Consider the following 14,207-nt stretch of genomic DNA (forward strand, 5'->3'; position numbering starts at 1 on the left):
CGTATGCACGATCAACCGCCCAGGCAGGCGAAACTGAAAACCGATGAAGAAATTGAGTCTGCAGTAGAAGAGTGCGGCGATGGCATGTATCGTCTGGCGCTGAGCTACTGCGATTGTGCCCAGGCGCAGGATATTGTGCAGGAAGCCTTCCTTCGCTATATGCGCTCGGATCAGGCGTTTCACGATGGAGACCACCGCAAAGCGTGGCTGTACCGGGTGGTGATCAATCTGTGCAAGGACTACCATCGCAGCTGGTGGCAGAAGATGCGCACCGACTATCCGCGAAACGATCCGGCACCCGCTAATGAAGAAAACAATGAAATTCTCGATCTGGTCCGCTCGCTTCCATCCAAAGAAGCAAGTGTCCTCTACCTTCACTATTACGAATCCCTTTCTGCCGATCAGATCGCGCAGATTCTGAACTGCCGCCCGGGAACGGTCTATTCCCTGCTCTCCCGCGGTCGAGGGCATTTAAAAGTCATCCTGTCCAGGGAGCATGGAAAGGAGGATTTGCATGACAGAAGAAGATAAGTATCTGGAAGAATATCGCAGCACGATGAAAAAGGCCGTTCTCTCTTCTAAACAGAAGCAGGACCTGATTTCTGCAATGAAGGAAGAGCAGACCAGAATAAGGGAAGCCAGACGCAGGAACGCGAAAATCAAAAACGCCCGTCCTTCTTTAATCGAACCTGGAAGCCGGTACTGGCTTCGGGACTGGCTCTGGCTATGATTCTTCTGCTTACCTTGACTTCCTTTCCCAACTCGAATCGATGGGTACTGCCCACTCCATCCGCCAGTCCCAATCCGGACGTTCGCACAGCCGATCTGACGCCGCTGCCCAATCCCGCTTCCGGTGAAACTCCCGTTCTGAATGCGGGCGGTCTGGGCACGGCTGGATGGTACGAACAGACCGTAAATCCAGCCGCCAGCGAGGCATGGCCAGAAACGCTTCCGGTGTATCGCTGGCATGAGGCCATAGAGCAGCGGCGCCTGAACCCAGACGATCAGGAAAGCATGCTCGAAAAGCTGGAACCCTTTGCCAAAGCGCTGCAGATCGACGCGCAATGGACAATTGGCGATATCGATCCGTATTTGATGAATTCCTCCATCTGGGCTGATACGCCCTGGGGACGTCTGGATCTGGTGGGCAGCGATCAGGGAGAACTGTTCGTCAACGGAGCGATTTCCTTCTCGGCGTCATCCCTCGACGAAGCAAAAGCCCAGATCGAACAGATCGTTCAAAGCTATTCCGCTCTTTTCCCAATCGAAAATCCGGTCATTGAATCGATTCCCGTCCGTACGACGGAACCGCAGACGACGTACACCTTCATTGTGTATGCCAGAGAAAAAGCGGAAGGCGATCGGCTTTCCACAAGCGAAGCCCGACCCATTACGATTTATGCAAACAAGGGAGGCGTACAGGCCATTGTCTACCCGCTCGATACCGCCGACTGGGAAGCGGACTATCCGGTTTTAAGTCTGGAGGAAGCCATTCGGGCATTTGAAACGCCCGCAGGCTATGAAGCGCCGCAAAGCGATCGCATCTGGCGGATCTGGAAAAGCGATGCAACGGGTACCTGGCTGATGCCGTACTATCGTTTCTATGTAAAGAGCCAGACGTACGACGGCTATGAAGCCTTTGATCTTTGCGCGATTCAGCCCGAATATTTGAAACAGGCCGAAAAATGACAAAACGGTCCGGATGAACCTCTTCGAATTCGAAGACGGTTTTCCTCCGGACCGTTTTTCTTTGTCCATGTCGGGTCAGCGCCTGCAGGATACAGGCAGACCGACAAGGCATAAAAAGCTTCCTTGCGGAAGCGAATTTTCAAATGGTGAGGTCGATGCGACTTGAACGCACACGAGCTAAGCTCACTACCCCTCAAAGTAGCGTGTCTGCCATTCCACCACGACCTCAGGCTTGAATACTTTAACACAGTTCTTTGAACGTGTCAATTTCTTTGAAACTGACTGACGATTTGAAGGTTTTTTGATCGCCGCGTTCATCGAACATGTGTAATCATACTCCTCCTGAAACGAAATGCAACCCTTTTTAAAAATTTATAAAATTTCCCAGATGCGGTGAATTGAAGGGTGAATTGAAGGCAGGATCAGAGAGAAACGAAGCCTCGAGATGAAAGCCAGGGACCAGCGAAGATGCGCATGTGCCGTTCGAAACGGTTCCGAAAGAAAATGCCGGTCTCTCTTCTTCCCCGCTTTCAAACGGATGGCGAACACAGCGTTCTCTGCGCAAAAAAGTCCCCGAATTGCTTCAGGGACCAAATGTCTTGAATGAACTGGATTACTCCGTAAATTTGTCGTAGAAGGCCATTTTCTCGAGTGCAGACGTATCCGCAATCGGGTTGTCTTCCAGACGCAGGGCCTGCAGCAGAGGCAGATCCTTGAGCGGGCTGACATCGCTGATGTAGTTGGCTTTCAGCGTCAGCTGGCGCAGGAACTTCAGGTTGGAAAGCGGTGAGAGATCGCGGATCATGTTGTGATCGAGACGCAGATACGAAATGAACGTCAGATCGGCCAGCGGGCGCAGATCGGAGATGTTGTTGTTGTAAAGGTCGACATCGCACAGTTCGCTCAGACCTTCCAGCGGAGACAGGTCGGAAATATTGTTGTTTTCGAGCGAAAGGATTTTCAGATTGTGCATGTCTCGCAGGCACTCGATGCTGCGGATCTGGTTTCTTCCCACGTTCAGATCCACCAGTTCGGTATCGTCGCGCAGACAGTCGATGCTTGTGATGCGGTTGGTGAACAGATCGAGGACTTCGAGTTCCTTGGCTTTCGCGAGGAAATCGACATGATCGAGCAGACAGAACTCGGCATGGAGCACTTTGAGGTGTTCGACATTCGTAAATTCGTCGACGTGCTCGAGTTCGTTTTTGGACAGGTTGAGAACCTGGAGTTCCTTAATATGATTCAGCTCGCGCATATCCGTAAAGCCGGTCTGTTCCATGGAAAGCACGCGCAGATGTTTCAGCTTGGCCAGGAAAGAAAAGTCATTTGGATTGTTGTAGTCGAGGTTGAGAATTTCCAGCGACGGGAAATCCTTCAGCGGATCGTAGTCTTTCAAATACGGGTTATTGGAAACATCGAGTTTCTTGAGGTGTTCCATCGCCGAGAGCGAAGAAATATCCGATACCAGGTTGGTGGACAGATTCAGTTCTTCAATGTGGCGAAGGAAAGACAGATCTTCAATATAGTAGCGGCGCATGCCCGACATATCGAGACGGACAAGTTCCGGAAGCATGCCCAGAACCGAATAGTTGAACGGTCCGTTTTCGGTATTGATCCGGATTTCCTTGAGGTGCTTGCAGCTTTCTACATAATCGAGCGAGTCGATTTTGGCTCGTCTCAGATTGAGGATTTCCAGGTTGATCATGCTTCCAACCGCGGAAATATCCATAACGTACAGATTATTACGGGACAGGTTGAGTCGTTTGATCTGGTAATGGGCGTTAAGCGGTTCAATGTCACGCAGCCGGTTTCCGCACAGATTGACGTCCACCAGGCTCGACAGAGGACGAAGCGCTTCAATGCTCGTCAGTGCATTGTTGGACAGATTGATCTTTTCGAGATTTTCGGCATACTGCAGACCTTCGATCGTATCAATATCGCGATCGGAGGCGTCGAGCGAAATCAGTTCCTTAAGATCTTCTTTCTGCAGCGTCTCGGGGTTTTGTGGAGAGTGCCGGCAATCACTTCCGCTAAAGCTTCATTGCGAATAAACATGTTTTTCCCTCCAATTCGATGGCTTGATTTCCTTTATTATACATGATCCACCACACGGGATGATTTCAATCCGGGCGATTTAGCATTTCCCAGCAGCCGTACAGAAGACCCTTGCATTGCCCCTTTTCCAATCTTCTTTTCTGCGCAGAAAAACTGTTCCTGAAAGACTGGTTTTTCTTATTTCCCCGTTTTTACCCGTTCTGATTTTTCCGTCCTGAAACTGCAAAAAGCCATGAAACTTCGATCGTGTTTTCGACCGGTTCCATGGCTTCTGTATGTTTATTGTTTATTTCAGCTGGTCCAGAGCTGACTGGATCGCAGGATTATTCCGATGCCGCCAATGCTCTGTCCAGCGCCAATCGACGCGTTGTAGCTTTCGTTTTGCACTATGAGCGTACGGCCGTTCTGGCTGAATACGGCGTTCCAGCCGCTCTGCACACGGAAATCCTGATTCAATGGAATTTCCGCTTTCCAGCCGTTTACATCGTGATTTTCCTTGTTAGTCAGCGTCAGTTCATACTGTACGTAGTATTCCCCGTTTTCTGACCAGCTGTTTATCGTTTTCAGGGACCAGTTTAAAAAGCCGCTCTGTCCGGAAGACGGAGTATCCGGTTTTGGCAGATCCGGCTCAACGGGATCCGAAGGCTGCGGCAGTCCTGGATTTGGATTGGGCAGATGCGCTGGATAATGATGCGTATACGTCTCATAAAACCATTCTCCGGATGGGGTCAGGTCAGACAGCGAGAGGGATGTCGTCGTTCCGGGCTTGAACAGCGCGGACGTTTCGTTCTTATCGCTTAACGCCCAGCCGACGCGGCTGATTCCGTATTCATTCAGCAAAGCGATCCATGCATTTCCAGAGGCCGGATCGATCGTTCCGTTGCCGTCCGCCGAAGAAATTCCAAATTCCGTTACGAATACCGGCAGGCCCAGCGCATGCGCCGTTTTCAGCTTATCCCGGATCGGCTCCTTATGCGTCGCTGCATAAAAGTGCTGCGTATACATGATGTTCGAATAGCCCTGAAGCGGATCGCGGGCGGCAACGTCTACATCCTGAGACCAGGTCGGCGTACCGACAAGAATGACCGCGTCGGGATCGTGCCGGCGAATGATCGGAATGATCGTATTGGCATAGGCCTTTACGGAAGCCCAGTCCGTCCCGTTCGGTTCGTTGCAGATTTCATACAGAACGTGCTTCTCGCTGGCGTATTTAGCGGACATTTCATCAAAGAAGACTTTTGCCTGATCGATATGCTGGTTGGGGTTGCCGTCGGACAAAATATGCCAGTCGATAATGACATACTGCCCCGTGGCTTTGGCCGCCTTCACGCCGCGATCGATGATCGCCTTCAGTTCGGTCTGGTTTCCACCGGAGCAGTAACCGCCGTATTCCTGGGTGTACAGCGCCAGCCGGATCACTCGGCTGTTCATCTGGGTATACAGAAAGCGGAATACATTTTCATTTACGTACTGCGGCATGTAGTTCAGTCCGAACGTACTGAATCCCTGCAGAACGACTTCCTGATTGTTCTCATCGAGAAGCTTCGTTCCCGAAACGTGGAGCGCTTTTAAGGAGCGATCGACCGGCACGCCTTCCTTCTCCGCATACCAGGCAATTCCTTCCGCCTTCCAGCCAAAGCGGACCAGAGCCTGATCTTCCTGCCGGCTTGTGGTGAAATTGTGCACACCGCTTTTCGCGTTCGGATTGTATTCGCGATAGACCGGCACGCGTTTCTGGGTATCGGAATACCAGCCGATCTTTTCGTATCGCCAGCCGAGCTGAACCAAAGCATCCCGTTCGTGAAGATTGAGCGTGTAATGGTGATCGCCCGCATTCGGGTTATACAGACGATACACCGGCTCTCCGCTCTGCGGAGCAAACCAGCCGATTCCCTCGTACTGCCAGCCATATGAGATCAGCGCGTTCTTTTCATGAAGATCCGCCGTATAAAAATGTTCTGAAGAGTTTGGATTATACAGCCGGTACATTTGTGTACTTGAGTCTGTTGCATCCTCCTCTGTCCCTTGGGACTGAGTCTGCTCATCCAAAGACCTGTCGAAAGAGTCCGTATTGGCCCAGACCGGCAGTGAGGACAAGGAAAGTACGATCGACGAAGCAAGAAGAATTTCAAAGGTTCGATCGATCGATTTCAGCAAACGATTTGTTTTTTCATGCTTCCATTATATCGAGGCGGCTGAAAACACCCTTTCGCCACGCTGAGACAATTCCGTGCCCGATCAAAAGACACGCCTTCCTTCAGCGCTGAAAACAGAGGAAAGCTCACGCGGTTTTATCGCCAGCCGCATGGAAAAACCTTTGCCTTTTCACAGCGGATTTTAAACGTTTTCTCTACACTCAAGCGGCCCTGCGAAAGGCAGTGAAAGTTTTTTGAAAGCATGCCCCATAGATATATGATCTTTATATAAAGTATATTTGTATTTTTTACATTGTTAAATGACATATTTCGTGTTTGTTGAAAACAGAAACCTGCTTGACCTTTTTATCCAAAGTCTATATAATTGCTGATGTAAAGGATAGATTTCATACTGATTTTTAGAAACTGGATATTCGCAGCTTTTTCGTTTTCCAGGTTCGCATTAAAAGCTCTCTTTTAATAATAAAATCTTCCAATCTATTCCGGGAGGTAAAACATGAACACTGGAAAAGTGAAATGGTTCAACGCCGAAAAGGGTTACGGATTCATCACTGGTGAAGATGGAAAAGACGTATTCGTACACTACTCTTCCATCAACCAGAAAGGCTACCGTTCCCTCGAGGAAGGCCAGACTGTTACCTACGACATCGTTGAAGGCGATCGTGGAAAACAGGCAGCTAACGTGACACCTGTTGCTGAATAATCACAACCGAAAAATGAAAAAATTGAGCGCATCCGCGCTCTTTTTCGTTCAAAAGGGAGAGTTATCGACGCTGAGTCGACAGCTCTCCCTTGTGTTTTCTATTGTTGTCCAGTGTTTTTACATTTGAATTGAGCGGTCCGCTGGTCCGTTAGGCTTCCTGTCCAAAGCTGCGGTAATGCAGATCCACTTTGCTTTTGAGCTGCTGCTGGATCTGCGCAAATGCCTTCTGGAACATCGGCTCATCGTAAAGAATCAGATCAATATACGAATAGGACTTGCCGATGGCTCCGCCGATCACCTTGGCGCAGTGAAGCGGCGCCAGAATATTTTCGATCTGAGTCGAAAGGGCCTGCCGGAACGACGCGTCTTCCTTAGCGTCGAACAGGTTGGCGTAATAAATGTAGCCGTACTCCCTTCTCTGGATTTAATATCAAGCGAAACATCGCTCTTATTTCCCAGCGATTCTTCGATCAGCGAAGGATGGGTGGTGAAAATAATCTTCATATCCTTGCGCAGCGAATCGCTCGCAAAATCTTCGTGCGGTTTGAAGACGGTATAAATATCGGTCGGATGTTCATACTGCGGCCATTTCCGTTTTTCCGCTGTGTCGAGAATGACTTCATACAGCTCCGTCAGATTGCAGAAATCGACGCCGTTTTCCGGCTCGTCGACATAGTCTACGATCCCGACATACGCCTCAAGTTCTTTCTCGCCAATGGCCAGTTCCACCAGATAGATCGACATTTCCCGCTTGTATTCGGTATTGTCGACCAGCGAGAAGCCAGGGCAGTACACTTTGCAGACAAAAGAATGGTTTTTCTCATCGATCTGATAAAAGACCGTCATGTCAAAAAGCGAATAGCGTTCCTCCTTAATCTGCAAAGAGGCTTCGATCGCCTTTTGCGAGAGCGGCGGCAGCGTGTCGTTGATGATCCAGGTTTTCTTTACGGACTCTGGTGCAAGTTCCTTCATTTTTCGCAGATCAGCTGCGTCGTTTTATCCGGACCGGTATCAAAGGTCATTTCCGGCTCTTCCGCACGATCTTCTACAAAGAAATGCGCGCCGCTGATTTCATAGGACAGCGAATTCAGCGTATCGAGAATTTCCGAAAGCTGATCATAGTTTTTTCCTGCAATGCCTTCAGAAGCGCTGGTTCTTCATCACAGAACCGTGCCCAGAACGCATGAATTTGATCAAGTACACTCATGTTCATTCTTCTTTCCAGTTCACTTGGCCAGACCGGACTTTTGTCCAGTCTTCCTTTCCAGCATATTTCACGCCGGTCTGTTTGAACGCTCGTTTGCCCGTCACAGGTTGGACAATGCGCTCGAGCAGAATCCGTGAAATTCTTTTTCGCATTTATCGCGTTGATCGAGAATCATTTCGAATCGGCAAAAATCGTATGAAATTTCTCTTCCAGAGCTTTGGCAAGTCGCAGATGCCCGCTGGCATCGAGATGAATGCCGTCATAGCCGCCTCCATACAGACCGATCTCACTGCTGATCAACGTATAAAAGCAGATTTCTTCTCCCGCTTTCTGGATCTCGCTCTGGGCCTGTTCGAGAATGCGCTGACCGCTTTGCGAAAAGGTCGAAAGCATTTCCCTGTCAATCGCCTCTGCATTTAACAAAGGCGGACTCACCAGCAGCCCCGGCGTATGCGGACACAGAGTTCTCGCCGCGTTTAAGGCGTTTAAAAACGCATCGAGATTCGCTTTCCAGACGCGGATGGAGGGTGAATACATCCGTCTGGCGTCGTTGCTTCCTAAAGCGATCACAATCAGATCGAGCGGGAGATTTCGTTCAATCGCTTTTCGTATCGAGGCGGATCCGGATTCAGGACCCAAATAGCCCGGCCCATCGAGCACCCGGCCATTCATGCCTTCTTCCAGAATTTCATATTCGGGACAGTCGCTTCGAAGGCGCTCCACAAAGCGGTCATGCCGCTGATCCTCGGTCTGCGGATCCCAGCCCCACGTATTGGAATCCCCGAAAATCAGGATCCGTTTCCTGTTTTTGCGGTCTGCCATACAGTGCTTCTCCTTTCTTCCAAACGCATCTAAACGCATTTGTACAAAACAAACTGGCGGTCTGACGGATTTATTGGCCGTTTCGATCGTAGTGCAGCGTTCGTGTCGGCGTGATGATCCAGTCCAGCCGCTGATCCCAGGATTCGGGCTCAAACTGACCTTCCTGCTCATCGAAGGCAATTCCGATGCGCAGGCATTCGGGATGCTTTTCCAGATAGCGATCGTAATAGCCGCCGCCATATCCGATCCGGTATCCATCGCAGAATACGAGTAAAGGAATGACAAGAACGTCCGGGACAATTTCCTCATCGGAAACGGGTTCCGGGATGCCAAACCCGCCGGGTTTTAAAATTGTGGAATCGTAAAAGCCATCTTCGTCTTATCGAGTACGCGCGGCAGGACAAAGGTCCAGCCCGGATCCCGCAGCGAGAAAATGTCCGCTTCCTGGCGTACTGGATAAAAATACCCGATGCACGAAGAGGCTTTTAAAAAGGCAGAATCCGCCTCGCAATCTGTTCGTTTTTCAGATCGCGCGACGAAATCTGCTTTCTTTTCTCTATCCATTCGGATCGGTCGATCATCGTAAAATCTAGCCAATCGAATCGGACATATCCAGTTTGAGAAGCTGGTTGAGCTCAACCGCATATTCCATCGGCAGCTCGCGGGTAAAGGGTTCCAGGAATCCCATGACGATCATTTCCGTCGCCTTGGCTCTCGAAAGGCCGCGGCTCATCAAATAGAACAGCTGTTCTTCGGAAATGTTAGAAACCGTTGCTTCGTGTTCGATCTGGGAAGTCTGATTGAGCTGACGGTTCAGCGGGATGGTATCGGAACGGGAAATCTTATCGAGAATGAGCGTATCGCACTCGACTTTGGATTTCGCATAGTCGGCTTTCTTTCCATGAACGACCCAGCCGCGGTAGTTCACTTCCCGCCGCTGCGGGCTACGGACTTGGAAATAATGGTAGACGACGTATGCGGCGCGAGATGAATCATTTTCGCACCGGCATCCTGAATCTGCTCCTTGCCGGCGACGGCGATCGAAATCGTCGTGCCTTTCGCGTACGGTTCCACGAGTACGCAGGACGGATATTTCATGTTCAGATGCGAACCGATGTTTCCGTCAATCCATTCCATATGACCGTTTTCACGCACCTCGGCACGCTTGGTTACGAGGTTGATGATGTTGGTCGACCAGTTCTGTACAGTCGAGTAGCGGCATTTGGCGTTTTTGTGTACGTAAATTTCAACAACGGCCGCATGCAGAGAATCCTTGGAATAAATCGGGGCCGTGCAGCCTTCCACGTAATGCACATCCGCCCCTTCATCGACGATGATGAGGGTCCGTTCAAACTGACCGGAAGCCTGCGAGTTAATGCGGAAGTAGGACTGCAGAGGCTTTTCGAGCTTTACGCCTTTTGGCACGTAAATGAAGCTGCCGCCCGACCATACCGCGGTGTTCAGCGCCGCGTACTTGTTATCGGAATACGGAATAATTTTTCCAAAGTATTTTTGAACAGATCCGGATGTTCGCGAAGCGCGGAATCGGTATCGAGGAAGATAACTCCCTTTTCCTGTACTTCTTCGAGCATGTTGTGGTACACAACTTCGGATTCATACTGGGTGGAAACGCCGGCCAGATATTTCTGTTCGGCTTCTGGGATACCGAGTTTTTCAAACGTATCGCGGATCGTTTCCGGAACTTCGTCCCAGCTCTGTTCCTGCCGTTCGCTCGGTTTGATGTAGTAGGTGAACTCATCAAAATCGATATGGCTCAGATCCGGACCCCAGTCCGGGTTTTCATTTTTCAAAGCAGTGGTAGGCATCCAGACGCCGCTGCAGCATCCATTCCGGCTCTTTTTGATCGCCGAAATTTCACGGATGACTTCTTCGTTCAGTCCTTTGCCTGTGTTGAATACCGACGTGTCCCTGTCGTGAAAACCGTATTTGTAGTCGGTATCCTGGAGCGCCTGCACTTCTTCTTTTTCAGATCGCTCATTTGCCGGCCTCCTCTTCATCAATCATTTCCTGCACCGCCTTCCAGCCGATGGTTGCGCATCCGATCCGGTTTGGCTGCTTCGAAACGCCCTCAAAAACGACGGCTTCATCGAGCACCTGCGGATCGTAGGGCTTGCCCTGAATCATCTGGTTGTAGTTGTTGATGATGTTCTGGGCTTCCTCAATCGTCTTGCCTTTGAGCAGTTCGGTCAGAATGGAAGTAGACGCGGTAGAAATCGCACAGGCTTTTCCGTCAAAGCGGACGTCTTCAATTTTTCCGTCCTTGAACTTGGCCTGCACGGTAATATCGTCAATACACGAATCGCTGGCCATGTGGCGGGAATGGTAATCCGCCTCATCGGAAAGCGATTTGTTATGGGGATAGCTGTAGTTGTCCAGGATAATATCCCGGTAGTAAGAAGGATCAATCGACATCGTAAATTCCGCCTTTCCTAGAAGAAAATATCCAGACACTTCTCGACGGTGGCATCCTTGATGGCATCCACGAGACGGTCGACATCCTCAAGATCGTTATAGAAATAAAGACTGGCACGGACGGTGCCCGGTTCCTAATAATATCGCCCATCAGCTTGGCGCAGTGCTGGCCGGAGCGGACGGCGATGCCTGCGGACGAAAGATAGCTGGCCATATCCTGCGGGAAGATCAGCTGACCCTTGTCGTAGACGTTAAAGGTGATAATGCCGCTTGGAGAATCGGCATTGTAAAGCTTGATTTTGTCCTTAAGCTCTTTGGTGGCACGTTCGACAAAATGCTTCTTGAGTTCGAGTTCATACGCATGAATATCCTCAAGCCCGATTTTTTCAAATAGCGCGCTGCCGTGGCCATACCCATGACGCCTTCAATCGGCTGGGTGCCGGATTCGTATTTCAAAGGCGTCTTGCGCAGTACGAGCGTATCGCAACCTTTGTAAAAGCGGGCGTTGCTTTCTCCGCCGTAGAACACCGGAGTGAGCTTGTCGAGCAGTTCAAAGCGGCCGTACAGTACGCCGACACCGGTCGGACCGCACATCTTGTGGCCGGAGAAGCAGAAGAAGTCGCAGTTCATTTTCTGCACATCGATGGGCAGATGGGCAACGGACTGTGCGCCGTCCACCACAAAGAGAATGCCCTTGTCGTGGCAGATTTTTCCCATATCTTCTACCGGCGCAGCATAGCCGAGCACGTTGGAAACCTGGGCGATGACAACGACTTTTACATTTGGATTTTCATCGAGCGCCTTCTGGAAGTTTTCGATGGTCACACGGCCGTCTTCAGTCAGTTCCATGAACTTGGTCTCGACGCCTTTTTCACAGCCGGCCTGCTCCCACGGCAGAATCGAGGAAGCGTGTTCGGTTTCGGATGTCAGGATAACATCGCCTTCCTTGAGCATTTCGCGAACGACCATTAACGCGACCATATTCAGCGATTCGGTCGTTCCGGACGTGAAGACAATTTCTTCCTTACGGGCGGCATGAATGTATTCCATCATAGTCTTTCGTGCGCCTTCAAAGGCATGATCGACCTGGGCGGACATTTCGTAGTCGCCGCGGTGGGCGTTGGCACCAAGGTATGTGTAATAGCGAACGACTTCATCAATGACGCACTGCGGCTTGAGGGTCGTTGCGCTGCTGTCGAGATAATCCACGGGATGACCGTTCATCGTCCGCTTCAGGATCGGGAACTCGGCACGGATTTGTTCAATATTTTCTTTAATATTCATATAGACCAACTCTCTGTTCCATCTGAACTTCAATTTCACTGCGCACGTCATCGTCTGCAATCAGAGAGATGACCGGCTTGAAATAGCCGATGGAAAGCAGACCGACTGCCTGTCTTGTTGACAGACCGCGGGACTGCAGATAGTACAGCTGTTCGGCATCCGGCTGACCGATGGTCAGCGCATGGGATGCTTTTACATCGTTTTCATCAATATAAAGAATCGGTATTGCTACAGCTTTGTGGTCCTTGCCCATCGTCAGAACGCGGGTTTCCTGATGGGATTCGCTGGCATAAGCGCCTTTGACAATCCGTCCGGCTGCGGCCATTTCGTAATTGCCACCGTCAAAGCAGACCGCAAAGTTGTGCATGTTGCCAAAAGTATGCGGCACGAGGTTGTTCAGATTCAGAACGCCTTTCTTGAACTTGTCGCGCAGGCAGAGCTGAGCAGTATAGAAATCCAGATCGGCTCCCTGTTCGATCAGATCCCCGTCAAAATGAATTTCGCAGGGTTCGTCCTGCAGATCGAGCAGACCGATTTTTACGTTCGAATCGGCTTTGGAGCGCGCCGTGATATCGAGTCGAAGGGCATGCTCCGTTACGTTCTGAATAAAAACGCGGACCTGGCTTGAAGGTTCGGCTTCAAAATCCAGAGAAAGGGTATCTTCTTTCGCATCGACGAAAAGAAGGATACTGCCCTGTGAATGCGCATCAAAAACAAGACGGACATCCTCATGCAAATCGATCCGGTCTTCAAACCGGTTTCTGTATGTCCTCTCCATGGGCCTACTCCGTTTTCTTGGCGCCGCAGTTTTCGAGCAGGACGGGGTTTGGCTTTTCTTCCTTGCGGGCGTGAACGTGGTACTCTTTTTCGATCCAGTCGTAGCCCTCGCTGTCGACTTTATGAATCAGTTCCGGTCCGCCGGATACGACAATGCGGCCGTCGACCAGAATGTGAGCGTGCGTCGGCTTCAGATAGTCCAGGAAGCGGGCATAGTGGGAAACTACGATAACGCCCATGTGATCTTCTTCTTTCGCCTTCAAAACGGCTTCCGAAACAATGCGCAGAGCGTCGACGTCCAGACCGGAGTCAATTTCATCGAGCATCGTCATCGTCGGTTTCAGCAAAAGCATCTGCACAATTTCATTGCGCTTCTTTTCGCCGCCGGAAAAACCGACATTCAGAAAGCGATGGGCCAGATCCGGTTTCATGTGAAGCTCATTGATCGCATGGTCCATTCCCTTAATAAACTGAAACAGAGAAATCGGGGTTTCTCTGCGTGCGTTAATCGCGGTACGCAGAAAATCGGAATTGGTTACGCCGGCGACTTCGCTCGGGTACTGCATGCCCAGAAACAGGCCTGCCTTGGAACGTTCGTCGACAGGCATGTCGAGAACGTTTTTCCATCGAGCGTAATGCTGCCCTGGGTGACTGTATATTTCGGGTTGCCCATGATTGCGGCAAGCAGGGTGGATTTACCGTTGCCGTTGGGACCCATTAATGCGTGCATTTCATCGGAGTTCACGGTCAGGTCAATGCCTTTTAAAATTTCGTTGCCTTCAACGCTGACATGAAGATCTCTAATTTCCAATGTTGACATTTTTGATACCTCATTTCACTAACAGAATCAGTATACTCTAAAACCGTTTTATCCCCTTTAAGAGCGAACCGGCAAGCTGTATTTGTGAGTTATTTTTCATCTTTATAAAAACCGGGCTTCCTACACTCGCACCAGGAGGTGTAACTTGCCGCATTCTTCCTTTGAAAAGCGAGCGGGTAAATAAAAGCATGGAGCGGATCAGCGTATTTCCTTACGGGCAGATACAGTCTCAAAACGGGCAGATACAGTCTCAAAAACGAT

The 14,207-nt window shown here is 50.3% G+C and carries 12 protein-coding genes, 1 tRNA gene and 4 pseudogenes; 4 read left to right on the forward strand and 13 right to left on the reverse strand.

What is annotated here, in order from left to right; genetic code table 11:
- Nucleotides 1-3 precede the first annotated feature (3 nt).
- The 3 genes from KWG61_RS12695 to KWG61_RS12705 are packed head-to-tail and all read left to right on the forward strand — an operon-like array spanning nucleotide 4 to nucleotide 1,689.
- Entirely contained in the window at nucleotides 4-531 is a 528-nt protein-coding gene (locus KWG61_RS12695) for an RNA polymerase sigma factor (protein WP_230266731.1), read from the forward strand.
- A complete protein-coding gene (locus KWG61_RS12700) occupies nucleotides 515-730 on the forward strand; it encodes a hypothetical protein (protein ID WP_242744101.1) in 216 nt (71 codons plus the stop codon). Before KWG61_RS12695 ends, KWG61_RS12700 begins: the two co-directional genes overlap by 17 nt.
- Nucleotides 727-1,689, forward strand: a complete 963-nt coding sequence (locus KWG61_RS12705; RefSeq protein ID WP_242744103.1) for a hypothetical protein — start codon at nucleotides 727-729, stop codon at nucleotides 1,687-1,689. The genes KWG61_RS12700 and KWG61_RS12705 overlap by 4 nt, the downstream gene beginning before the upstream one ends.
- Before the next feature lie 144 nt (nucleotides 1,690-1,833).
- Here the strand turns inward: KWG61_RS12705 and KWG61_RS12710 are convergent.
- From KWG61_RS12710 to KWG61_RS12720, 4 genes and pseudogenes are all read right to left on the reverse strand, one after another.
- Nucleotides 1,834-1,917: transfer RNA gene (locus KWG61_RS12710), tRNA-OTHER, on the reverse strand.
- Between the two features lie 385 nt (nucleotides 1,918-2,302).
- A complete protein-coding gene (locus tag KWG61_RS12715; protein WP_242744106.1) occupies nucleotides 2,303-3,520 on the reverse strand; it encodes a leucine-rich repeat domain-containing protein in 1,218 nt (405 codons plus the stop codon).
- 6 nt (nucleotides 3,521-3,526) lie between these two features.
- Nucleotides 3,527-3,679: pseudogene (locus KWG61_RS17775) on the reverse strand (leucine-rich repeat domain-containing protein); the annotation flags it as partial.
- 356 nt (nucleotides 3,680-4,035) lie between these two features.
- Nucleotides 4,036-5,733, reverse strand: coding sequence for a cellulase family glycosylhydrolase (locus tag KWG61_RS12720; RefSeq protein ID WP_242744107.1), 1,698 nt, complete (start codon nucleotides 5,731-5,733; stop codon nucleotides 4,036-4,038).
- Nucleotides 5,734-6,396: 663 nt separating this feature from the next.
- Between KWG61_RS12720 and KWG61_RS12725 the strand changes: the two genes are divergently transcribed.
- On the forward strand, nucleotides 6,397-6,603 hold the full coding sequence (locus KWG61_RS12725; RefSeq protein ID WP_230266735.1) for a cold-shock protein: 207 nt from the start codon (nucleotides 6,397-6,399) through the stop codon (nucleotides 6,601-6,603).
- A gap of 148 nt (nucleotides 6,604-6,751) precedes the next feature.
- On the opposite strand, the gene KWG61_RS12730 is transcribed toward KWG61_RS12725, so the two are convergent.
- The 9 genes and pseudogenes from KWG61_RS12730 to sufC form a co-directional block, all read right to left on the reverse strand.
- The gene (locus KWG61_RS12730) at nucleotides 6,752-6,901 is read right to left on the reverse strand and encodes a hypothetical protein (RefSeq protein ID WP_242744108.1); all 150 of its coding nucleotides are present in this window, start codon (nucleotides 6,899-6,901) and stop codon (nucleotides 6,752-6,754) included.
- The gene (locus KWG61_RS12735) at nucleotides 6,898-7,575 is read right to left on the reverse strand and encodes a hypothetical protein (protein WP_242744109.1); all 678 of its coding nucleotides are present in this window, start codon (nucleotides 7,573-7,575) and stop codon (nucleotides 6,898-6,900) included. The genes KWG61_RS12730 and KWG61_RS12735 overlap by 4 nt, the downstream gene beginning before the upstream one ends.
- 406 nt (nucleotides 7,576-7,981) lie before the next feature.
- Entirely contained in the window at nucleotides 7,982-8,632 is a 651-nt protein-coding gene (locus KWG61_RS12740) for a GDSL-type esterase/lipase family protein (protein ID WP_230266737.1), read from the reverse strand.
- A 70-nt stretch (nucleotides 8,633-8,702) separates the two neighbouring features.
- Nucleotides 8,703-8,984 (reverse strand): 5-formyltetrahydrofolate cyclo-ligase, encoded by a 282-nt coding sequence (locus KWG61_RS17780; RefSeq protein WP_367614388.1) that lies wholly within the window; start codon nucleotides 8,982-8,984, stop codon nucleotides 8,703-8,705.
- Nucleotides 8,985-9,221: 237 nt separating this feature from the next.
- Nucleotides 9,222-10,650 (reverse strand): annotated as a pseudogene (gene sufB / locus KWG61_RS12750) (Fe-S cluster assembly protein SufB).
- Entirely contained in the window at nucleotides 10,628-11,065 is a 438-nt protein-coding gene (gene sufU, locus KWG61_RS12755) for a Fe-S cluster assembly sulfur transfer protein SufU (RefSeq protein WP_230266740.1), read from the reverse strand. The pseudogene sufB and the gene sufU overlap by 23 nt, the downstream one beginning before the upstream one ends.
- Nucleotides 11,055-12,400 (reverse strand): annotated as a pseudogene (locus tag KWG61_RS12760) (aminotransferase class V-fold PLP-dependent enzyme). The gene sufU and the pseudogene KWG61_RS12760 overlap by 11 nt, the downstream one beginning before the upstream one ends.
- Entirely contained in the window at nucleotides 12,339-13,127 is a 789-nt protein-coding gene (locus KWG61_RS12765) for a SufD family Fe-S cluster assembly protein (RefSeq protein WP_230266742.1), read from the reverse strand. The pseudogene KWG61_RS12760 and the gene KWG61_RS12765 overlap by 62 nt, the downstream one beginning before the upstream one ends.
- Nucleotides 13,128-13,131: 4 nt before the next feature.
- Nucleotides 13,132-13,946 (reverse strand): annotated as a pseudogene (gene sufC, locus KWG61_RS12770) (Fe-S cluster assembly ATPase SufC).
- Nucleotides 13,947-14,207 lie beyond the last annotated feature (261 nt).

Origin of the sequence: Allobaculum sp. Allo2, from assembly GCF_022701175.1 — a bacterium.
Taxonomy (GTDB): Bacteria; Bacillota_I; Bacilli_A; order Erysipelotrichales; family Erysipelotrichaceae; genus Allobaculum; species Allobaculum fili.

Bases quoted from the DNA above. Each gene is read 5' to 3' on its own strand.
- KWG61_RS12740 (WP_230266737.1), bottom strand. From the start codon at position 8,632: ATGGCAGACCGCAAAAACAGGAAACGGATCCTGATTTTCGGGGATTCC.
- KWG61_RS12725 (WP_230266735.1), top strand. From the start codon at position 6,397: ATGAACACTGGAAAAGTGAAATGGTTCAACGCCGAAAAGGGTTACGGA.
- sufU (WP_230266740.1), bottom strand. From the start codon at position 11,065: ATGTCGATTGATCCTTCTTACTACCGGGATATTATCCTGGACAACTAC.
- KWG61_RS12720 (WP_242744107.1), bottom strand. From the start codon at position 5,733: ATGTACCGGCTGTATAATCCAAACTCTTCAGAACATTTTTATACGGCG.
- KWG61_RS12735 (WP_242744109.1), bottom strand. From the start codon at position 7,575: ATGAAGGAACTTGCACCAGAGTCCGTAAAGAAAACCTGGATCATCAAC.
- KWG61_RS12695 (WP_230266731.1), top strand. From the start codon at position 4: ATGCACGATCAACCGCCCAGGCAGGCGAAACTGAAAACCGATGAAGAA.
- KWG61_RS12705 (WP_242744103.1), top strand. From the start codon at position 727: ATGATTCTTCTGCTTACCTTGACTTCCTTTCCCAACTCGAATCGATGG.
- KWG61_RS12765 (WP_230266742.1), bottom strand. From the start codon at position 13,127: ATGGAGAGGACATACAGAAACCGGTTTGAAGACCGGATCGATTTGCAT.
- KWG61_RS12700 (WP_242744101.1), top strand. From the start codon at position 515: ATGACAGAAGAAGATAAGTATCTGGAAGAATATCGCAGCACGATGAAA.